This is a genomic window from Fredinandcohnia onubensis (genome assembly GCF_002734285.1).
Lineage (GTDB): Bacteria > Bacillota > Bacilli > Bacillales > Bacillaceae_L > Ferdinandcohnia > Ferdinandcohnia onubensis_A.
The window spans coordinates 133336-154488 of sequence record NZ_NSEA01000011.1 but is presented as its reverse complement, the minus strand read 5'-3'; the positions used below and the strand labels follow the sequence as shown (position 1 = coordinate 154488).

Annotated in this window: 18 protein-coding genes; 14 read left to right on the top strand and 4 right to left on the bottom strand. The window is 37.8% G+C overall.

Annotated elements, in window-relative coordinates:
• Positions 1-32 precede the first annotated feature (32 nt).
• Both CKJ95_RS12145 and asnA read left to right on the top strand, forming a co-directional pair.
• Positions 33-572 carry a VUT family protein gene (locus CKJ95_RS12145; RefSeq protein ID WP_099353694.1) on the top strand — a complete coding sequence of 180 codons (540 nt, stop codon included), beginning with the start codon at positions 33-35 and terminating at the stop codon, positions 570-572.
• A 239-nt stretch (positions 573-811) separates the two neighbouring features.
• Positions 812-1813 (top strand): aspartate--ammonia ligase, encoded by a 1002-nt coding sequence (gene asnA / locus CKJ95_RS12140; RefSeq protein ID WP_257215792.1) that lies wholly within the window; start codon positions 812-814, stop codon positions 1811-1813.
• A gap of 66 nt (positions 1814-1879) precedes the next feature.
• On the opposite strand, the gene CKJ95_RS12135 is transcribed toward asnA, so the two are convergent.
• Positions 1880-2500, bottom strand: coding sequence for a DUF3298 and DUF4163 domain-containing protein (locus tag CKJ95_RS12135; RefSeq protein WP_099353692.1), 621 nt, complete (start codon positions 2498-2500; stop codon positions 1880-1882).
• A gap of 101 nt (positions 2501-2601) precedes the next feature.
• Complete coding sequence (locus tag CKJ95_RS12130; RefSeq protein ID WP_257215781.1) at positions 2602-3441, bottom strand: serine O-acetyltransferase; 840 nt, start codon at positions 3439-3441, stop codon at positions 2602-2604.
• Positions 3442-3641: 200 nt separating this feature from the next.
• Between CKJ95_RS12130 and CKJ95_RS12125 the strand changes: the two genes are divergently transcribed.
• From CKJ95_RS12125 to CKJ95_RS12115, 3 genes are all read left to right on the top strand, one after another.
• Positions 3642-5468: a MotA/TolQ/ExbB proton channel family protein gene (locus CKJ95_RS12125; protein WP_099353690.1), complete on the top strand. Its 1827-nt coding sequence runs from the start codon at positions 3642-3644 to the stop codon at positions 5466-5468.
• A complete protein-coding gene (locus CKJ95_RS12120) occupies positions 5461-6147 on the top strand; it encodes an OmpA family protein (RefSeq protein WP_099353689.1) in 687 nt (228 codons plus the stop codon). The genes CKJ95_RS12125 and CKJ95_RS12120 overlap by 8 nt, the downstream gene beginning before the upstream one ends.
• Positions 6148-6944: 797 nt before the next feature.
• Positions 6945-7769, top strand: a complete 825-nt coding sequence (locus CKJ95_RS12115; RefSeq protein ID WP_218962747.1) for a M15 family metallopeptidase — start codon at positions 6945-6947, stop codon at positions 7767-7769.
• Between the two features lie 108 nt (positions 7770-7877).
• Here CKJ95_RS12115 and CKJ95_RS12110 read toward each other — a convergent pair whose 3' ends face one another.
• Positions 7878-9104 (bottom strand): MFS transporter, encoded by a 1227-nt coding sequence (locus CKJ95_RS12110; protein WP_099353688.1) that lies wholly within the window; start codon positions 9102-9104, stop codon positions 7878-7880.
• 132 nt (positions 9105-9236) lie between these two features.
• Between CKJ95_RS12110 and CKJ95_RS12105 the strand changes: the two genes are divergently transcribed.
• Together CKJ95_RS12105 and CKJ95_RS12100 are read left to right on the top strand one after the other, a co-directional pair.
• Positions 9237-10403, top strand: a complete 1167-nt coding sequence (locus CKJ95_RS12105; RefSeq protein WP_099353687.1) for an LL-diaminopimelate aminotransferase — start codon at positions 9237-9239, stop codon at positions 10401-10403.
• 119 nt (positions 10404-10522) lie between these two features.
• A complete protein-coding gene (locus CKJ95_RS12100; RefSeq protein WP_099353686.1) occupies positions 10523-11047 on the top strand; it encodes a CBO0543 family protein in 525 nt (174 codons plus the stop codon).
• A gap of 93 nt (positions 11048-11140) precedes the next feature.
• On the opposite strand, the gene CKJ95_RS12095 is transcribed toward CKJ95_RS12100, so the two are convergent.
• A complete protein-coding gene (locus CKJ95_RS12095) occupies positions 11141-12109 on the bottom strand; it encodes a sugar phosphate isomerase/epimerase family protein (protein ID WP_099353685.1) in 969 nt (322 codons plus the stop codon).
• A 193-nt stretch (positions 12110-12302) separates the two neighbouring features.
• Between CKJ95_RS12095 and CKJ95_RS12090 the strand changes: the two genes are divergently transcribed.
• The 7 genes from CKJ95_RS12090 (at position 12303) to CKJ95_RS12060 (ending at position 21149) form a co-directional block, all read left to right on the top strand.
• Positions 12303-13292, top strand: a complete 990-nt coding sequence (locus CKJ95_RS12090; protein ID WP_099353684.1) for a LacI family DNA-binding transcriptional regulator — start codon at positions 12303-12305, stop codon at positions 13290-13292.
• A 45-nt stretch (positions 13293-13337) separates the two neighbouring features.
• Positions 13338-14345 carry a Gfo/Idh/MocA family protein gene (locus CKJ95_RS12085; RefSeq protein ID WP_099353683.1) on the top strand — a complete coding sequence of 336 codons (1008 nt, stop codon included), beginning with the start codon at positions 13338-13340 and terminating at the stop codon, positions 14343-14345.
• Between the two features lie 282 nt (positions 14346-14627).
• On the top strand, positions 14628-15626 hold the full coding sequence (locus CKJ95_RS12080; protein ID WP_099353682.1) for a Gfo/Idh/MocA family protein: 999 nt from the start codon (positions 14628-14630) through the stop codon (positions 15624-15626).
• A gap of 162 nt (positions 15627-15788) precedes the next feature.
• Positions 15789-16772, top strand: coding sequence for an ABC transporter substrate-binding protein (locus tag CKJ95_RS12075; RefSeq protein ID WP_099353681.1), 984 nt, complete (start codon positions 15789-15791; stop codon positions 16770-16772).
• Positions 16773-16890: 118 nt separating this feature from the next.
• Positions 16891-18381 carry a sugar ABC transporter ATP-binding protein gene (locus tag CKJ95_RS12070; protein WP_373604852.1) on the top strand — a complete coding sequence of 497 codons (1491 nt, stop codon included), beginning with the start codon at positions 16891-16893 and terminating at the stop codon, positions 18379-18381.
• Positions 18381-19439, top strand: coding sequence for an ABC transporter permease (locus tag CKJ95_RS12065; protein ID WP_099353679.1), 1059 nt, complete (start codon positions 18381-18383; stop codon positions 19437-19439). Before CKJ95_RS12070 ends, CKJ95_RS12065 begins: the two co-directional genes overlap by 1 nt.
• 96 nt (positions 19440-19535) lie before the next feature.
• Positions 19536-21149 carry an ABC1 kinase family protein gene (locus CKJ95_RS12060; RefSeq protein ID WP_099353678.1) on the top strand — a complete coding sequence of 538 codons (1614 nt, stop codon included), beginning with the start codon at positions 19536-19538 and terminating at the stop codon, positions 21147-21149.
• Positions 21150-21153 lie beyond the last annotated feature (4 nt).

Genomic DNA, 21153 nt, shown 5'->3' with positions numbered 1-21153 from the left:
AAACAACAAGAATGTAACTTAGGAGGATTATCATGAGAGTCATTTTATATCTTTTATCTATTATACTAGCGAATGTCATAACAGCAGCTTTTCAACCTATGACACTAGGCGTTTTCATCGTACCGATGGGGACACTTCTAATCGGAGCAACGTTTATTTTTAGAGACTTTGTTCAAAATCGTTATGGAAGAAAGTTGACGTATGTCTTTATATGTATTGCCTTACTATTATCAGCGCTTGTCTCGTTTTTATTGGGTGATACTTTATTGATTGTATTTGCATCTGCGATTTCATTTTTACTTGCAGAAACAACTGATACTGAAATTTATACACGACTAAAATTGCCAATGAGTTGGAGAGTCTTTTACAGTGGGTTAGTCGGTGGATTACTCGATTCAGCAGTCTTTGTGATCATTGGTTTAAGTCCGCTTGGTGCTAACATGTTGCCATGGGAAGCTGTTCCTGCGGCTATTATCGGTCAAGTTCTAGTGAAAACAATCATTCAGGGAATTGGTGCGTTTATCCTTCATCAAATTAACCCATCGATGGATAAGGAAATCGTATCACAATAATAAAACTATAAATTAATCAAAAAAGCTTGGATTAGATTATTCTCTATCCAAGTTTTTTTGTTTTTTCTAACACATTTTTTCCGCTCCTAACCCATACATTTTAACATTTTAAAGAATTACTGTAACACTTTAGGGCGCTAGCACATAGGGTAATAAGTCTAAAAAATGGAGGAAGCCAACTTTGGATTGAAGGTTGGACTCCTGCATACTTTCTCGGAGGTGAATGGACAATTACTTCTATATCATTACAAGGTGAATACAAACCTGTGTTGGATATTCTTCATACACAAGCAGCGATTAATGAATTGAAGCATTATTTTGAGATTAAGTTTTCTAAGTCAATGCGTTTATTAAAGGTATCAGCCCCCTTGCTGGTTCAGAATGGCGAAGGAATCAATGATGACTTAAATGGATACGAGCGTGTCCTGTCATTTGATGCTCATGATATAAAAAATAAAAGCATTGAAGTGGTTCAGTCTCTTGCAAAATGGAAAAGAGTGGCTTTGAGCAGATATGGATTTACAAAAGGAACCGGTTTATACACGAATATGCATGCAATTAGAAGGGATGAAAAGCTGGATAATCTACATTCAATATTTGTGGATCAATGGGATTGGGAAAAGGTCATTTCCAAAGAGGAACGGAACCTAGACACTCTGAAGCTGGAAGTTAGGAAAATTTATCAAGCAATCAAGTCGACTGAACTCCACATGTTTGGTCTACATTCGCAACTAACCCCGATATTACCTAATGACATTTTCTTTATTACTTCTCAAGAGCTAGAGGATATGTACCCATACAACACAACAAAGGAACGAGAATATATCATAGCCAAAAAACATGGTGCGGTTTTCATTATGCAAATTGGTGGGGTGCTGCGTTCAGGTGAGGGACATGACGGGCGCTCTCCAGATTATGATGACTGGACCTTGAATGGGGATATGCTCTTTTGGAGTCCGTTATTACAAACCGCGATTGAAATTTCTTCAATGGGGGTACGAGTTGATGAAAAAGCCCTCCTCAAACAGTTAAGGTCATCTTTTCATGAAGACCGGAAAGTATTACCTTATCATAAAGCAATCCTCGAAAAGAAGCTCCCTTATACAATTGGGGGAGGAATTGGGCAGTCACGATTATGTATGTTTCTGCTAAAAAAAGCCCATATAGGCGAAGTTCAGGCTTCCGTATGGAATGAAACAATTAGAAAAGAATGCAAAGAACAGAACATCATTCTTTTGTAGCATTCAAATAAAAAAAGCTTAAATGTAGGAAAAAAATTTCCTCATTTAAGCTTTTTTTCTAATCGATCAATCATTTGTCGCCATTCTCCCAAGGGGTCCATCTTCATCAATGATATCTTGAATGTCATAGACGGAAATTGGAAACATCGGGAAGCCAAATACATATGGAGTAAGGTCATACAGTTGAAAATAGAGGACTAGTGTTTTGTCAGCGATATAAAATTCCTGATTTGAGTTTATCGTCGTGAATTCAGATAGTAGATCAATGTTACGCTCTTTGATTTGTTCGGAAACGAGGGTGGATAATCTATTTACATAATCACTACCTGGCTTGAAAAGGTCCTTGAGGTCGCAACGTTTACCACGTTTAAGATCAAATGTTAATGATCTTATATAAGTCATACCGTGGGCGGCCCTGTCATGATAGGTATAGTTTGATTGAGTGAGACTAAGTACCTGTCGTTGGTTGTTTTTGATTTCATAATAACCGAGCATTTCAACTACTGTAGAAGGCATATTTCCAACTTGTAGTGAAATCAATCCTTGTGCTTGGTGGAGAATCGATTGATTGATCAATTGCTCGAGTTGTTGATTCCTCATTCTATCAACTTGAGGGTAATAGACTCTTTTTTGAGGGCCAAATCTGAATGCTTGTGTTCTTATACTTACTGGAAATGAAATAGGCATACATCACAGTCCTTTTTTCCTTATCGTATTCTTGAAAGAAAAGAGTGTGAGAAGAAAAAAAGGAAATTGCCTTTAAGAACAATTTCCTTTTACGAATAAATCTATAGCATTTTATTTTGAATGACCGTTACGACCTTACTTCCAGCCGGAATGCTCCTTGTAAGCCAGACGTTTCCGCCAACAATGGAATCTCTTCCAATCACGGTTTCACCACCAAGAATAGTCGCACCCGCATAAATGGTCACATTGTCTTCGATGACCGGATGTCGCCTTTTTCCACCTTTGATGATTTCGCCATTTTTATCACGGTCAAAAGAAAAGGCACCCAATGTCACACCCTGGTAAAGCGTTACATCATTACCAATCAGGGTTGTTTCCCCGACAACAATGCCAGTTCCATGGTCCATAAAAAAGCTATGACCAATCGTTGCACCAGGGTGAATATCGATTCCTGTTTTGCCATGTGCATATTCTGAAATACCGCGTGATACTAACGTATACCCCATTTTATGAAGTTCATGAGAAATTCGATGAACAATGATTGAAAAAACACCTGGATAGGTTAACGCAATTTCTTCATAGCTTTTGGCAGCGGGATCTTTTCGAAATGCTGCGTCAACATCCTTCATGATGATAAATCGTAGCGACGGTAACAATTCAAGAAATGTTAAGGTGTCTTGCTCTACGACTTGCTCGTCACTTTTATGGGATAAAATTTCCTGTAAAAGGTGTTGAAGCTTTGCCAGATTCTTTAATTCGTACTCAATATTACGTTCTTTACTTGTACAATAGTATTCTGGTAACAGTACTTCCCTAATCGTGTCTATAAAAGTAGGAATCTGCTTTAAACTATGATTTAAACGAGAACACAAGTGTTTTTTTGTATTTCCGATTTCTTTATGCAAGTTGTTATAGATCGTTAATAAGTCATTCTGTTCCATCTGTATCATCCCCATTTGTAGCATTAATTATAAAGTAACGTAAAATTTGAATTATTGCAAAGCTAATAGCTTATTAAAATGGTATCGCTCTCAATGATTCTATATCACATCACTTTTTTCATTCAAATGCATGATTTGTCCATTTTTCGAATAGCTATAAACAAGGTGAAAAATGGACGTGCAATGAAGGAGGAGATTGAATGGTTGAAGCAATCTTGAGGGTGTTTGTGAGTGAGCAACAGGCAGAAGCTGTATTAACTAGTCCATTGATTGAATTCATTTTTATGGCGCTTTTTGTAGGATTTGTAGTGGCAATTTTGGTTCATTTTACGTTGTACAGCAAACTTAGGAGAATTCGCAATTTTATCCGTGACACGAATTCGTTAGAAATCGATCCGTTGAACCGAATTCAAGTGGATTTTGAACAAATGAAACAAAAGGAATCTGTGAAGGTGGAAACATTTGTTCAAAATAAAATTTCAGGATGGCGTGTGTTTAATGTTCCTGTTGTCAATCTGATTAAAATTGTTCAGATGACGGTTTCGATTTTTATCTTGATTGGTGTACTCGGGACGTTTATTGGTCTTGCGATGTCACTTGGTAGCATAGATACAACTGGTGACATGCTGGTGGAGAATGTCGCAACTGTCCTTGCAGGAATTGATGTCGCCTTTTACACAAGTATTGCTGGAATGGGGCTCTCCTTGATTATGACGATCGTTACTCGGGTTGCGAATACGGAATTTATGTTGACCGATATTATGCTCAAGACTGAGTCCATTCTAGAAGGAAATGAACAGGATGGAATGGGGCGACTTATTGCTGTTTCGGAAACCATTCATTCCTCAATCATTGAATTACGGAACACGAATCAAGAATCCCTCCAAAGTATTGTGAACTCGTTTAAGGGGTTCCAGGAGTATACGGTTGGTTTGCAGCAATCCGCGAAGGATTTGGCGAAATTCAATGAAGGACTGACGGAAAATCTAAAACAGTTTTCGGCTATTTTTCATGGTGTGCAGGAATTAACGGAAGGTTTTGATCAAGGTGTGAAAAAGTTGAACCAAAACTTTGATCAATTGTTTATTTACTTTCAGAACATGGACCAGCGAAATGAAAGAATGAAAAGTGCTTTTACAGAAACCTATAAAAAGGTTGCGGAATTAACAGTTGATCAAAAGGAAACGATGAATCATTTTCAGCAGTCAGTGGTTGATATAAGAGAGTATTTCTCTTCCATTGCTCAGAGGCAGGAAGCCATTTATGGTGCGTTTGATAAAATGAACGAACAAAGCGAGCACTCCATCAAATTAATGAAGGAAAACAATCTACAATTTGAGCGTGTGTTCGGAACAGATGTAAGTTCAAAGTTAACCGATATCATTACTTCCTTACGGGATGTTCGTAATGATTTTAAGGCACTGGGCAACTCAATTGGCCGTTTGCCCCATGCGCTTGATTCGATTAACAAAGCGCAAAGTGAATATAAAAATCTGTTAACCTTTCGTTTTGATGAATTGACACAGTTTACCCATGAATTTAATTCGCATTTGCAGGTTCATTTAACGAATGCCCAAGCGATTGAAAGCTATTTGAGTGAAGCCTCGCGTTCAAATGAGCAAGTTGGCATGAAGTATATGAAGCTATTAAATGAAATCAACCGGACCATTGCGCAAATGGGGGATTCGTTTCAATATAAAGAAAACCAGATTGACACAAGCGTGAATGCTTTACGGGATACGCTTTCGAAATATGTAACAAATCTCGAGGGAACACTCGGAGAAAAACTTGATAAAGTAAGTCGAAATATCAATGAGTACATGTTGGAAATGAATGAAGCTGTGAAAAAAGAGTTCAAACAAATTGGTGAAATAACAGGGGATGTCGGCCAGAGAAATGCTCGTCAATTGCAGCAGACATTAGGGGATATCGGTCAGGAATTTCAACAATTAAATCGACAGCTCCAGTCGATTGCCCAGAGCACGGTTCAAGAAAACAGCCGGGTAAGGATTGGAACCAATGATTAGTAAATACCAAAGGCTTTTTCACCGGGAGCAAGAGGAGAGTTCATTTTGGCCATCATTCACAGATTTACTAACATCGGTACTGCTGTGTTTTATTTTGATTTTTATCATCATGATGGTGATTAAATCGTTTCAAATTCAAGAAATGAAAAAAACAATCGATCAAATCATGGGGGTCAGAGTCGGGCTGATTGAGGATCTCAATCAAAAATTCAGCGACTCTAGCATTGAAATTGATGAGAAAACGGGAGCCTTGATTTTTAATACAGATATCCTGTTTGAGTATGACTCCGCAGTGCTGAAGCCTGAGGCTTTCACATTTTTGGATGAATTCGTTCCTGCTTACTTGGATGTGTTACTTGAAAATGGATATGAGGAGTATATTTCAGAAATTATTATCGAGGGGCATGCGGACAGGGATGGCACCTATTTGTATAACCTAGAACTTTCGCAGCAGCGGGCGTATAGTGTCGCAGAATATATACTAAGTAGTGAATTTCCGTATAAAAACATCCAGGAGCATCTCAAAACAAAACTAACCGTAAATGGGAGGTCCTTTACCGATGGCCGCTCAGACTCTGATGGAAACTACAACGGCCAAGCCTCCCGAAGAGTCGAATTTAAATTCCGCCTCAAAGACCAAGAAATTTTAGAGAAGACAAGAGAATTATTGGGGAACTAGAAGGGATGCGGCCTTTGGCCGATTCTTTTTTGGGGATTGAGTCCGCGTTTTGAACCATACCCGCTGGTTTTGTGGGACACAGGTCCCTGGCCAAGATTTTTAGTCTTGGCTGCTCTCGCGGTACATGCTTGGATGGAAAAGTGATGAGCATGCCCTGCAAGCTGAATCTAGCGTGACATGCTCAGGTGGAAAACTCGCCAGCATGTCCTGTAGAATTGTTTTATGGAATTATAGTCGTTTTGGAAATTACTTTTTCCTTTTTCTTGGATATTACGAATGAAAATATACTACTAATCTATCTAAAAGCATACGCAATTCTATTTTGCGTATGCTTTTATCGCTTTATTCCTTAAAAATGATACTAAAATGGATGTTTTTTACAATTATTTTCTCTTTTTAGATCATTTCTCCCTTTATTTGGATTTTGCGAATGAAATAATACTACTAATCTATCTAAAAGCATACGCAATTCTTTTTTTCGTATGCTTTTATCGCTTTTTTCCTTAAAAAACATACGCAAATGTATAATTTTAACAATTCATTTCTCTTTTTGAATCATTTCTCCCTTTATTTAGATATTGCGAATGACTTCAAACCACCAATCTATCTAAAAGCATACGCAATTAAAAGCTGGGACAAAGGAACCTGTCCCCGCGACCCAAAATAGTCCTAGCGTTCTCCTAGGGCTTTCCTCATGGTGAAAACTTACAACTAATTCCCTGTGTCGATTCTTGTAAAATATAGTAGAATGGTAGGTAGAGAAAAAACAGAGATAGATGTAGGGAAGAGGAATAATATTGAAGAAAGTCATCATCGGATTGGTACTGGTACTTGTGGCGTCCTCGATTTTTTTTACGAGGGAGGCTTTTTCTGATATTTTACAAGAAAGCTATGCTTCTATTAAAGAAGTCGTGATTGGGAAAATTGCGCTAAGTAAAGAAAACGATGGGGAAGCATTGCCGGAAAAAGTAGAGGCACCCGAAACCCAAACAGCAGGTGAGCAGACAGAAGTAGTAAAGCCAGAGGATGTAAAACCAGTCATAGATCCAAATGATCCATTTTTGCTCTTAGTTAACAAAGAAGTAGGAGTATTGGATGAAACTTATGTGCCGCAAAACCTTGTAGTGCCAAATGTTGCTTTTTCAACTTCTGTTTCAGAACGTAAACATATGGTAAAAGAAGCAGCCGAGGCGTTGGAAAAATTATTTGCACAAGCGAGCGCTGACGGAATTACGTTACATGCACAATCTGGCTACCGTTCGTATGAAACGCAACAAGTAATCTATGATTCTTATGTGCGTGGGTTTGGTGAAGCCGAAGCTACTACCTTTAGTGCAAAGCCTGGACAAAGTGAACATCAAACAGGTCTTGCAATGGACGTAACGAGCGATAGTGTTGAAAACCAGCTGGTCCAGGAATTTGGTGAAACGGTTGAAGGCCAATGGGTGGAAGAGCACGCAGCGGAATTTGGTTTTATCGTCCGATATACTTTAGGAAATGAAGACATCACTGGTTATATGTACGAGCCATGGCATATTCGCTATGTTGGTGTAGAACATGCAAAATATATCACAGAACATGAAATTACTTTAGAAGAATATCTTGGAGTTGTAGAATATTAGATTGAAAGAGCTCATGTTGGGCTCTTTTTTCTTTTGTGCATAGACTTAAATAGCACGTAAATAAAAATGTCAGGAACCCACACTAGAAGGGTGCCTGACATTTAGATACTAGCTTACACTGGCCTGTAAATTTGATTTTTCAGATTTTCTCGCACTATTAATTTGTCTTCGCAATATCAATACATATGCGAAGAACGCGAGGATAATACATACTGCACTGTATAAGAACACGGCTTTGAATCCTGCATTTAGGGAGATGAAACCTAAACAAATTGCTCCGAGTCCGCTACCTAAATCCTTTGCTGTAAAAAACGTCGAGTTCCCTGCGCCTCGTCGATCGGGTGGACATAGCCTGATCATGACAGCATTTAAAGCTGGTTCAACAAATCCCAACCCTAATCCATAGAGGACGCCTGTTAGAATAAAGTCCCCGAGTGAAGTCGCGTAGGCTAAGACTACAAATGATATCGTCATAATCACTAAACCAGGGATTACCACGATGGAACTTCCATGTTTATCTGCCAATTTACCTCCCACAATTCTCGTTAATAATAGTGAAAAGGAATACACCGTAAAATATAAACCAATGTCTTTAATCCCTAAGGAAAGGGCAAAGGTTGGAATGAAAGTTAACGATGCGCCCATTCCAACATAAACAAAAGCGGTTACTAATCCGGTTGGCAGTGCTGTTTTTTCAAATAGCAATTCAGAAATTTTGCGATTCTTTTTTGTTGATTTTATCACAAGATTTGGATTCTTTTTTTCGTATGTCATAAACAGGCTACAAATGATCGAAATCAAACCGATCAAACCGGCAACGATGAACAGAACCTGATAAGTATACTGTTGAATTAAAAAGATGCTAAGTGCTGGCCCGATTGCTGTAGACAGTGTATTTGCTAAACCAAAATACCCAATCCCCTCTGCTAACCGCCTTTTTGGTACAATGTCAGAAACCACAGTACCGGAAGCATTGGTGGTAGCACTGAACCCTATACCATGTAAACTTCTCATAACAAGAAGTAGGCTTATTGAAAAGGCTACAACATAGGATAGAGTAATAAATGCCGTTATCACAGCACCAATAATGAGTACGATTCTACGGCTCTTTTCATCTATTAATTTCCCAAAATAAGGTCTGAAAAGAATTGCGACAAACATGAAGAAACCAAAAAGCATACCTGAAATCGAATTATCGCCGCCTAAGTAGATTGCGTATAATGGCAGTCCCGTCATTAGCATATTGTTGGAAATTTGAGTAGACATCGCATAAATAAACGCGAGGAAGTAGTTTTTTGTCCATAATTTATCTGAAGTGTTCTGTTGTTGCTGCAAGTTAGATCCTTCTCTCTTTAAGTTGGTGCTGTAATGATTATATCAGCTTTTTTAAAGTTATATCTTATCTTTCGTAGTCAATCGTATAAATCTTGCTATAATAATACTAATCAAACAAAAGAGGTGACAGCATTGGATATCACACTATCACAGAAAATGAACGAATTTGGGGAATCGATTTTCAACGAACTAGCAAACTATAAGAAACAAAAATTGCGTGAGGGGCATGAGATGATTGACTTAAGTGTGGGCAGCCCAGATTTGCCGCCGCCACCGTATGTCATCGATGCGTTGACGAGTCATGTGCAAGATCCTTCATTATATGGCTATTCATTAACGGGAACCGATGAGTTATATGAAGCCATTTCTGCATACTATTCAAACAGGTTTAATGTTTCGGTACATAAGGAAAATGAAGTCTTAATGGTTATGGGTTCTCAAGATGGACTTGTCCACTTTCCGATGGTTTTTGCTAACCCAGGTGATGTAGTTCTTGTGCCAGACCCAGGCTACACGGCATATGCAGCTGGTATTGCACTTTCAGGAGCAACACCTTATGGAATGCCACTAAAAGAAGAGAATGGATTTTTACCTGACTTGGCTGCGATTCCTGAGGATGTTTGCCAAAAGGCGAAATTGATGATATTAAACTTTCCTGGCAACCCTGTACCGGCTCTTGCTACAGAATCCTTTTTTAATAAGGTTATCGAGTTCGCGAAAAAACATCAGATTATTGTCCTTCATGATTTTGCCTATTCGGAGCTATATTATGAAGAGAAGCCGATTAGCTTCTTATCAGTAGAAGGTGCAAAAGAAGTTGGAGTTGAATTTAACTCGCTTTCAAAAAGCTTTAATATGGCAGGCTGTCGGATTGGATATATTGTCGGGAACCCTGAAATCATTGCAGCTGTCAACCGGCTTAAATCAAATCTCGATTATGGTGTTTTTTTACCCATCCAAAAAGCTGCGATTGCCGCGTTACGGGTGACGTCAAGTTTCAGTGAAGAACTTCGCCAAACGTACAAAGAACGACGTGATATTTTGGTCAATGGCCTGGCTGAAATAGGTTGGCAAGTTGATTCACCAAAAGCGTCCATGTTTATTTGGGCGAAGGTACCTGCTGGATTTACCTCCACTGATTTTACCTATCGTTTAATCGATGAAGCAGGAATTGTCGTCACTCCTGGAAATGCTTTTGGTCCAAGTGGTGAGGGATATGTGAGAATTGGACTTGTTCAAAACGAAGCAACATTAAAAAAGGCTGTCCAGCGATTAAAAGAAATCTCACTGTTAAAATAGCGAAGGGTGCGTATTATGACTACCCGCAGCTTACAAGGCGAATCGAATTCAGGATTCGTCTTATTTTTATGTAAAATATTGGGTAATATAATTGTATCACTAACTCAGGAGTGTATTGGATGCACCTAATATATAACGCCTTGCTCCTTTTGGCTGCAATAAAATGGGGTGATTGGAGAGGATGGCGAGAATATTACCCAACGATTTTATTCTTTATTATGGGCGATCTCTTAAAAAATTTCTTATTCCATGATTACTTGATTTGGACCTACCAGGAAACGATGTTTGCTGAAAACATCCTATCGAATCATACATTTATTTCTTTATTAATTATGTTTGTTACCTATCCTTCCACGGCTCTCATTTATCTAGGTCGCTTTCCTGAAGAAAGATGGAAACAGTTCCTTTGGATTGGACTGTGGATATTAATATATGTAGTTATCGAATACATCAATTTGGAGTATTTGCATTTAATCAAACATCATCATGGTTGGTCGATGGGATGGTCGATTCTTTTTAATCTCGTTATGTTTCCAATGCTAAGACTTCATCAAAAACGACCGCTTATCGCGTTGGGATTATCGGTTATTTGGATTATTTTTCTATTAACTAGGTTTCCAATACCAATGGAATACCTTAAATAAATATCTAATACACCTGCATCGAAACTGGCCACAGAAGCCGTGCAGGAATAGAACTAAGGAGAAGCTATAAAAGACTTCTCCTTTTTTACATGCTTACGTCCACCACATCTCTCCAATTGACTCCTTCACCATAACTGGATTAAGCGTTTGAATCGCTTTTTTAAATCCTTCATCAATTGACATTAATCCATCCTCATGTTCAATACTTACGACATAATCATAGCCAAAAAGACGAAGGGTGCTAATCATATCAGCCCAAACCTTAGCATCATGACCAAAACCAACTGTCCGGAAATACCAGGAACGGTTTTGCATTTCATGATATGGAGTCATATCCGTTAAACCGTTACGGTTTGTATTTGCTTGATCAATAGTTGTATCCTTAGCGTGGAAATGATGGATTGCGTTCTCGCGTCCTAGTATTTTTATAGATTCAACAGGGTCAATGCCTTGCCACCACATATGGCTTGGATCAAGGTTTGCTCCGATTTCGGGACCACATGCTTCCCTTAAGCGTAGGAGCGTTGCAGGTGTATGAACGGAAAATCCGCCATGTAATTCAAGCCCAAATTTCACATTATGCTCTTTTGCGAATGCAGCTTTTTCCTTCCAATAAGGAATGATTTTTTCTTCCCATTGCCATTTTAAAATTTCTTGGTATTCATTTGGCCATGGAGAAACAGGCCAGTTCGGATATTTTGCATGCTCATGGTCACCTGGGCAGCCAGAAAATGTATTGACAACAGGGACACCAAGCTGACTTGCTAATTTAACCGTTTTCAAAATTAGAGAATCTGCTTCGTTTGCGATGTGTTTTTGAGGATGAAGAGGGTTGCTGTGACAACTTAAGGCGCTAATGATAAGTCCTCTGTTAGAAATTTTTTCTAAGAATTCCTTTTGTTTTTGTTCATTATCTAGTAATTCATCAATCTTACAGTGGGCATTACCAGGATAACCACCCGTGCCTAATTCAACTGCTTTAATACCATCTGCTGCGACATGGTCAAGCATATCGTCTAAACTTTTATCTGAGAATAGTACTGTAAAAACCCCTAACTTCATAAAGAATCCTCCCCAATTCATTGTTTTGTAATCCGTTACATCTTATTATAGCAAAGAAAATAAAAATTTGAATATATAAAATTGTTAAAATATAGGTTGATATTTAAATATTGACAAAAATATTCAGAATACCTACAATCAGAATTGTAATCGATTACAATTCTTTATCATAGATTGAAAGTGGGGACCACAGATGGCAAATATTCAACAAGTAGCTCAAAAAGCAGGTGTATCCGTTGCAACGGTTTCAAGGGTCCTTAATAATGCTACGTCTGTCAGTCCGAAAACAAGACTAAAGGTTGAAAATGCAATCAAAGATCTTAATTATGAACCTAGTATGTTAGGAAGAAATCTTCGGAACTCCGAAAGTCGACTGTTATTAGTATTACTCCCAAGTATCTCAAATCCCTTTTACACAGAAATTATCAACGGGATTCAAAATACAGCCATTACCAACAACTACAATATACTTCTATGCGAAACGGACTCAAATCCACAACGAGAAAACATTTATTTTAATATGATTAAGAATAAATTAGCTGATGGTGTCATTTCGATGGACCCGACAGTCAATATGAACAAGCTAAATGAATTAGCGGAGAATTATTCTGTTATTCTTTGTAGTGAATATGAAGAGGGAGGTAGTATCCCTTACGTAACGATAGACAATGAATTGGCGGCTTATCAGGCCGTTAAGCATTTAATTAAGTTAGGTCATGAAAGAATAGCGCTCATTAATTCTGATGAAAAGTTTTTATATGCGAGACAACGTCGAAATGGGTATGAGCGAGCATTAAAAGAATTTAATCTTCCAATCCGTGATGAATGGATCTACCACACGAAAGAACTTGAATTTCAAAATGGTGTTCAGGCTATGAGGGTCATGTATCAATTAGCAGAAAAACCCACAGCTGTTTTTGCCGTTTCTGACACACTGGCTATTGGAGCCTTAAAAGGAATTAATGGAAATGGTTTACATGTTCCAAATGACATTGCTTTAGTAGGTTTTGATAATATTAGTTTTTCGAACATGACGAATCCAACCTTAACCACGATTTCACAGCCGATGTATAAAATGGGGAGTATTGCAGCAAACATGCTGATTAGTAGTATTCAAGGAGAAAAGGTAGAAAGTGTTGTCCTAGATCACGAATTAATTATTCGCGAGTCAACAATGGGATAGGATTTCCTACCTTTTAAAAAGTAGGAAATGAGGAGGTTTTCAATCATGGGTATAAAAGTGGGCATTATCGGATGTGGTTCCATAGCTAGGCATAGACATGCACCTGAGTATAAAGCAAACCCGCATGTTGAGGAAATTATTTTTTATGACCGTAAAGGTGAAAGAGCCCTGAGCTTAGCTAATGAATTTGGAGGGCGAGCTGTAAAAACAGTTGAGGAACTGTTCCACGATCCATCCATTGTTGCTATTAGCGATTGTTCTTCTAATGAGGCCCATCATATTAATACTTCCAATGCGTTATTAAGTGGGAAGCATGTATTATGTGAAAAACCATTAGCTGTTAATTTGAAGTATGCTGAAGAAATCCTCGAAGCACAGCGTAAATCAGGGAAAAAATTAATGGTTGACCATAACCAACGTTTCACAAAAGCTCATCAGAAAGCGAAAGAAGTAATGGATAACAAGGAACTTGGTGAGGTATTAACTTTCAAAACCTCTTTTGGTCATCAAGGTCCTGAGAACTGGGGAGTAAACAAATCAAACTCCACTTGGTTTTTTAAAAAGGATCGGTCTCATTCAGGTGTTGTAGGTGATTTGGGAATCCATAAAATTGATTTAATCCATTACCTGTTGGATGACGAAATTGAGGATGTACATTCTTTCTATGGTGCTTTAGATAAAGTCGATGAAAATGGTAAACCAATAGAGGTATGTGATAATGTCGTCTGTGCATTAAAAACACAGAAAGGGCGTTTGGGAACAGCTTCATTTTCATGGACATATTACGGTTCTGAAGATAATTCAACGATTATCTACTGCCAATTGGGAATCTTAAAAATCTATCATGATCCAAATGCGCCACTAATCATTGAAAAAAGGGATGGAGCTATTAAGAGGTATGAACTGGAGTCCATTCAGACGAATGATAATCAAACAAATTCAGGTGTTATCGATGCATTTATCAATTCAATCATACATGACGTAGAGCCTCCAGTTACTGGTGAGCAAGCAGTTGCTTCTCTTAGAGTTGTTGAAAAAATACTTGGTTCATAAGATGATACGTTAGAAATGTAAGACAAAGCTAATGCACCTTTAATGGAAAAAATGATAATTTATACCTAAAATTAATTGACTGAATATTGTTTATCTTATACTATAAATGTAACGGATTACAAATTGAATCTTCCTTATCAAAGTAATCAATAGCGTAAAGCTTGTACGATGTGTTCTTAATATGATTTGTAATCAATTACATCTTAAACAATGGAAATTGACGTTTCTGTGAAAAAATCCTTCGAATATCTTTCCAGATTACTAGGTTAAGAGGGGGAAACGATGAAACATATTGGGCTAGTTGGTTTAGGATTCATCGGAAAGACACATTTAGAAGCATACCGTCATATCAAAAATTGTCAGGTAACGGCAATATGTACGCGAAATAAAGTAGAAGATTTTGATCTTCTTCAAACTTTTAATGGGTCTTTTGTCACGGATTACGAATATTTATTACGTAGTGCGGAAATAGACGTCATTGATATATGTTTACCGACCTTCCTACATGAAGAATATATTATCAAGGCAGCTAAGGCCGGAAAACATATTATTTGTGAAAAACCATTAACTCTTACAATAGAGTCTGCAAATCGAATTATTCATGAAGTTACTAAAAATGGTGTCAAACTCTTTGTCGGTCATGTACTCCGCTTTTGGCCTGAGTATAAGGCAATCAAAACGTTAAGTGAATCTGAGAAATTGAAAGATATTGAGATTGTCCATGCAAAGAGATTGGGGCAGATTCCTAAATGGAGTGATTGGTTTTTGCATCCCGAAAAAAGCGGTGGAGCCCTATTCGATCTACACTTACATGATATTGATTTCGTTCATTATTTAGTAGGCGAAGTTGAATCTGTATATTCGGTTGGAAATAAAAACAAATATGGTGCTTGGGACCATGTCATGACTACGCTTACCTTTAAGAATAAGAGTAAAGCATTCGTTGAAGCCTCTCAGCGTATGACAACTGGCTATCCTTTTACAATGTCTTTACGAGCACAAGCGGCTCAAGGAACTCTAGATTTTAATTTGATAGCTGGTGAGAATATTGAAAATACCGATAAAGGCACTAAACAACTTATCTACTACAATCACGAGGGAAAGACAGCAATTACCTTTGAAAAGAGCGATGCCTTTCAAAATGAATTATCTTATTTTTTGAATTGCATGGATAAGAACCAAGAAAATACTATAGTTCCTTTAAAAGACGTACTCTATACATTAAAACTACTTAAAAGCATAGAAGAATCGTTAGAATCAAGAATACAAGTATTTATTTAGTTTACCACTATACATACAACAGAGATCCTCACAAAAACCCACAACTTGATTAACTCCTAGAAAAGAAAGCGCTTATATTTACTAGTGAAAAATTTATAGTTAAGAAGGTTTCAATTTATTAATGAAATAAATAACTAGTTAAAAACGAGGGGGTTATTTTTTATGAAAAAAGTATTACGTTTAGTATCGCTGCTAGTTTTACTATTAATTCCTGTACTGAGTGCGTGTAGTAATTCAGAACAAACAGGCGACAAACCAAGTGGGGATTCGGGAAAAGATTCAAGTGATAAGCATAAGATTGGTATTTTGGCACCAGCTGTTACACATGGATGGGTTGCGGCGGTTGCATATCATGCGGAGGCTCGTGCAAAGGAACTTTCTGGTGAGATTGAGTACCAAATTCAAACAAGTAGCAATGCAGCTGAAATGACTTCACAATTAGATGATTTAATGACGTGGGGAGCAGAAGCTATCGTAGCGTTCCCACAATGGGAAGGTATGGAAGTACCTATTCAACGTGCATTAGATGAAGGGATCAAGGTTGTAAACTTTGACATTGTCATTGATGCAGAAGGTGTTTATCGAGTAGCAGGCGACAATGAGGACATGGGTGTTCAAGGTGCAAATTACGTTGTTGAAAAAATCGGTAAAGAAGGAAATGTCGTTATTCTAGAGGTTCCAACCTCAGGCTCCGTTTCTGAATTGCGTAAGAACGGATTTGTTGAAACTATTGAAGAAATCGCTCCAGATATTGAACTACACACATATGCAACTCAGTTTACAAGAGAAGATGGATTGAAAGATTTTGCGGATATTTTAACAAGCCTTGATAAAATTGATGCGGTCTATTCCTTGGATGATGAGACTTCCATCGGTGTATTACAAGCAATCAAAGAAGCAGGAAGAACAGATATTAAAGTAGTAACCGGTGGCGGAGGTATGCAGGAGTATTTTAATATGATGCCAGAAAACGAAGATATCTGGATTCAATCTGCTCTATATAGCCCAGCAATGGTAAAGGATGCTGTTGATGTTGCACTTAAGGTATTAAAAGGTGAAGAGGTTGAAATGGAAACCATTATTCCTACAACGATTGTTGACAGAGATAATTATAAAGATTTCCTCGATGAGGGTTCACCTTACTAAGAAATTGAGCTCGAATACTTGAGGGCTATGGCAACACTGCTATAGCCTCTCTCTTTTACCTTTTTTGTGAGCTTTGTAGTGACTTTAAAGGTTTGGAAGTGATGACGTGTTAATTGAAATGAAACAAATCCGAAAATCCTTTGGAAGCAATCATGTACTTAAGGATGTATCCTTTTCCCTAAAAGGCGGTGAAATCTGCGCATTGCTTGGGGAAAATGGGGCAGGAAAGTCTACGTTGATGAACATTTTGGGTGGAGTTTTGCAAATGGACTTTGGCTCTATACACATTGACGAGAAACAAGTGGAATTTGCTACACCAGCACAATCTCAGGATGCCGGAATTGCCTTCATCCACCAAGAGCTGAACTTAATCAACGATTTACCAATCTATGAAAATATGTTCCTTGGCCGAGAGTTGAAAACAAAGAGAGGCAGCTTGGATTTAGATAAAATGTATCAAGAAACAAAAGAGATGTTTAGGAAAATGAACGTAGACCTTGATCCGAATAAATTGGTTCGAGAACTTGATGCTTCCTATAAACAAATCATCGAAATATGCCGGGCAATGATGACAAATGCGTCGATAATTATTATGGACGAACCGACTACTTCCTTAACAGACCAGGAAATTGAGCGAGTCTTTGCGATGATGAGAACTTTAAAGGAACATAATGTCGGTATTATCTTTATTTCTCATAAATTAAATGAGGTAATGGAGATTTGTAATCGCTATCTTGTGCTTCGTGACGGTAACTTGGTGTCTGAAGGTAATGTCAGCGAAGTGACAACGAATGATCTTGCAAGATATATGGTGGGACATGATGTGAGAACAGAATCTCTAATCAGAGAGAAAAATCTAGGAAATGAGATTTTACGTGTTGAAGGATTAACTTCTGGTCATATCTTTAAGGATATTAGCTTTTCAGTTCGAGCGGGTGAAATTGTCGGTTTTACAGGTCTTCTCGGTGATGGACGAAGTGAACTTTTTCAATCTATTTTTGGAGCTGACCAGATTTCAACAGGGAAGATTTTCCTGAACGGTAAGGAAGTAAAGATAACGAGTACGACGAAAGCAATTAAGGAAGGAATTGCCTATCTGCCACGAAATCGCAAAGAAAATGCCATTATCAAGGATATGAACATTTTAGAAAATGCTTCAATCGTTACGTGGCCAATCTTTTCAACGCGGGGAACGATTAATACAAAAAAGCATCAGGAGATTTTTGAAGAGCATAGAAAAGCATTACGATTGAAAATGGGTGACCTTACTGACAGTATAACTAGTCTCTCTGGAGGAAATCAGCAAAAGGTTGTCCTTGCAAAATGGTTGGCTGCTAACCCCAAACTTCTTATCTTGGACAATCCTACCCAAGGTGTGGATGTGGGGGCGAAGGAAGATATTTATGACATTATTTTAAAACTAGCTGAAGAAAATATTGGAATTGTTGTTCTTTCCAGTGAAGCGAATGAAATCATACGCGTCTGTGACCGAGCAATCGTCATGTATCACGGTACCATCCAGGGGGAAGTCGCTGGAGAAGATATGAATGAGCATTCCATCATGAGTCTTGCTACAGGTGGGGACTTAAGTGAGGGAGAGGTAAGCTAATGAAGCCAAGTATCGATCAAACAACAATCAAAAATAAGAAAAACTTTTTGGAATGGTTTAAATATAAATGGTCAAATGACCCACTATTCAGTATCGCAATTGCATTAATTATTATGATTATTTTACAAACATTGGTATTAGGCTTTGATTATGATTCATTTGGGGAATGGTTTCAGTCATGGATCAATAACTGGATAAATATTTTACGCAATAATGCTGGAACAGCGATTGTTGCTTTAGGGATGACCTTTGTTATCATGACAGGCGGAATTGATTTAGCTGTTGGTTCTACCTTGGTAGTCACGGGCGCCTTTTCGATGATGCTCTTAGATACGGGTACAAAAGGGTTTCTGGGAATGATGGGAATCACAGGTGCACCTGCATTTATCATCACAATTCTATTGGTTTTACTAGCAGGGTATCTATTAGGTTCACTTATTGGAGTTAGTATTACAAAAGGGAATGTTCCTCCGTTTATTGCAACATTAGGAGCTATGATGATTTTTAGAAGTGTGACACAACACTTCATGCAAGGATATAATCCTACTGTTCCAGTTGAATTTTTACAAATCGCTAGTTTTAAAATTGGAAACTATATGATTATGCCAATTATCTATTGGGCGATCATTGCCTATATACTTTACTACGTATCGAAAAGAACAACCTTCGGAAGACATATCATTGCGGTTGGATCCAATGAAAGGGCAGCAAAACTTTCCGGTATTAATGTGGAAAAAGTAAAACTAAAGGTATATGCTCTTATGGGGCTACTTGTGTCAATAGCAGCAATCATCCAGGTTTCTCGAATTGGTTCAATGGACTTTTCGAATGCAGGAAGAGGAATGGAAATGGATGCGATTGCAGCAGCGGTTGTTGGAGGAACAAATATGATGGGTGGAAGAGGTTTCATCCTAGGAACTGTCTACGGAATGCTAATTATTGCCGTCATGAATAACCTTCTTAACCTATTCGGGGTACCACCATTTTTAAGGGAAGCATTTAAAGGTGTAATTGTAATTGCCGCTGTTTTATTGCAGAAAAAAGAAAAAACTTCATAAGATGATATTTATCAAATGCATTTCTTTTTAAAGGAGAAATGCTTTTTTTATTGAAATATTTTATTACGGGAAGTTTAGGAAATGAGAGGTTTCTAAATGAAAACGAAAAATAAGTTTGTTCGAATGACAAAGGTTCTTTCGATGGCTTTTCTGATTTTTAGTAACATCTACTGGTATAAACTTCGTAGAAAGCCACAGGCTGAATGGGATAAGCTTTGGGAGCAGATAGGAATAAAATTTCGCAAAACGCTTTTTGAATTGGAAGGTTTACTGATTAAGGTAGGGCAAATATTAAGCACCAGGGCTGATTTGCTTCCAAAACCTTTTATTAAGCAAATAGAAGATCTTACAGACAAGGTTCCTTCTTCAAATTGGAGTGATATTGAGAGAATTCTTAAAGATGAGTGGGAGGGTCCTGTCCATACCATTTTTCAATCAATCAAGAAAGAGGCGATTGCTTCTGCCTCCATTGGTGAAGTATATCAGGGTGTTCTTAAAAATGGAGCGAGGGTTGCAATTAAGGTCCAAAGGCCAGATATTCAGTCGATTTTAAAAACGGATTTCCGGTCGTTAGCGATTATTATTTGGTTTGCTGATCATTTTGTACCAGTTCCGAAGGGATTTATTAACTTCAAGGTACTATATAAAGAAATAAAACAAGTGATTGAGAGAGAGTTAGATTATACAAAGGAACGACAAACCCTTGAGTCCTTTTCTGAACGATTTAAAGAAATGAACAATGTCGAAATTCCAAAGGTCTACCCAGAGTACAGTACGTCAAAGGTTCTTGTAATGGAATGGGTAGATGGAATTAAAATATCAAGTATCGAGGATATCCAATCCATTGACCGAAAAAAGGTCGCCCAGAGTTTAGTAGAACTTTTCCTTCCACAATGGCTGGAACCAGGTATGTTCCATGCCGACCCTCACCCTGGGAATGTTCTTCTATCAAAGGAAGGTAAAATCATTTTACTTGATTTCGGGATGGTAGGGGAAATCTCGAAAAAAGATGCGAAACAGTTTCAAGGGTTAATTGAAAGCTTTCTTACTAAGAATTATTCGAAAACGGTTGATTGTTTATCGCAATTAGGATTTTTATTACCTGAGGCTGACCATCGAACAATGCAAAAGTTGTTAGAGGAATTGATGTCGTTTGAACTGTCTCAATTAAAGGAGATAGACCTTATTGCCTTTAAACGAGATGTGAATGATATCATTCAAGCACTAGCGATCCAAGTCCCAACACGATTTATCTTTTTAGGCCGATCCTTTGTAGCAATTGAAGGACTTACTCTCAATCTAATCTCAGAGGATGATGTATTAGATATAGTAAAACCAATGTTCACGAACTGGTTGAACAAGGAAGGCAATCAGAAATGGTCGTTGGTCTGGCAATGGATTCAGGCACAGCCAGTATTTAAGATTTTCCATTCAGTCCAACAGTTTTTGCAGTTACCTCAAAAATTAGAGGACTTGAAGGAAATTGAACAAAGAAGAGAATTCCAATTCGCGATTTATGAAACGTATAAAAAGAATTTATTTCAGTTGTCCTTACTTGGCATTATAGGAATGGCAGCCAGTATTTTTACTTCACATTTAATCGTGCTTTACCTTTCTGGTGGGCTAACAGCAATCTCTGGTATTGGGTATTTTAATGTTACACATAAACAGAAAAAATGGATGAGGTACATGCATGAAAAACGGAGATGAAAAA

Bases quoted from the DNA above. Each gene is read 5' to 3' on its own strand.
- CKJ95_RS12070 (WP_373604852.1), top strand. From the start codon at position 16,891: ATGAAACAAATCCGAAAATCCTTTGGAAGCAATCATGTACTTAAGGAT.
- CKJ95_RS12135 (WP_099353692.1), bottom strand. From the start codon at position 2,500: ATGCCTATTTCATTTCCAGTAAGTATAAGAACACAAGCATTCAGATTT.
- CKJ95_RS12060 (WP_099353678.1), top strand. From the start codon at position 19,536: ATGAAAACGAAAAATAAGTTTGTTCGAATGACAAAGGTTCTTTCGATG.
- CKJ95_RS12100 (WP_099353686.1), top strand. From the start codon at position 10,523: ATGCACCTAATATATAACGCCTTGCTCCTTTTGGCTGCAATAAAATGG.
- CKJ95_RS12095 (WP_099353685.1), bottom strand. From the start codon at position 12,109: ATGAAGTTAGGGGTTTTTACAGTACTATTCTCAGATAAAAGTTTAGAC.
- CKJ95_RS12075 (WP_099353681.1), top strand. From the start codon at position 15,789: ATGAAAAAAGTATTACGTTTAGTATCGCTGCTAGTTTTACTATTAATT.
- CKJ95_RS12065 (WP_099353679.1), top strand. From the start codon at position 18,381: ATGAAGCCAAGTATCGATCAAACAACAATCAAAAATAAGAAAAACTTT.
- CKJ95_RS12145 (WP_099353694.1), top strand. From the start codon at position 33: ATGAGAGTCATTTTATATCTTTTATCTATTATACTAGCGAATGTCATA.
- CKJ95_RS12080 (WP_099353682.1), top strand. From the start codon at position 14,628: ATGAAACATATTGGGCTAGTTGGTTTAGGATTCATCGGAAAGACACAT.
- CKJ95_RS12130 (WP_257215781.1), bottom strand. From the start codon at position 3,441: ATGGAACAGAATGACTTATTAACGATCTATAACAACTTGCATAAAGAA.
- CKJ95_RS12090 (WP_099353684.1), top strand. From the start codon at position 12,303: ATGGCAAATATTCAACAAGTAGCTCAAAAAGCAGGTGTATCCGTTGCA.
- CKJ95_RS12125 (WP_099353690.1), top strand. From the start codon at position 3,642: ATGGTTGAAGCAATCTTGAGGGTGTTTGTGAGTGAGCAACAGGCAGAA.
- CKJ95_RS12085 (WP_099353683.1), top strand. From the start codon at position 13,338: ATGGGTATAAAAGTGGGCATTATCGGATGTGGTTCCATAGCTAGGCAT.
- CKJ95_RS12120 (WP_099353689.1), top strand. From the start codon at position 5,461: ATGATTAGTAAATACCAAAGGCTTTTTCACCGGGAGCAAGAGGAGAGT.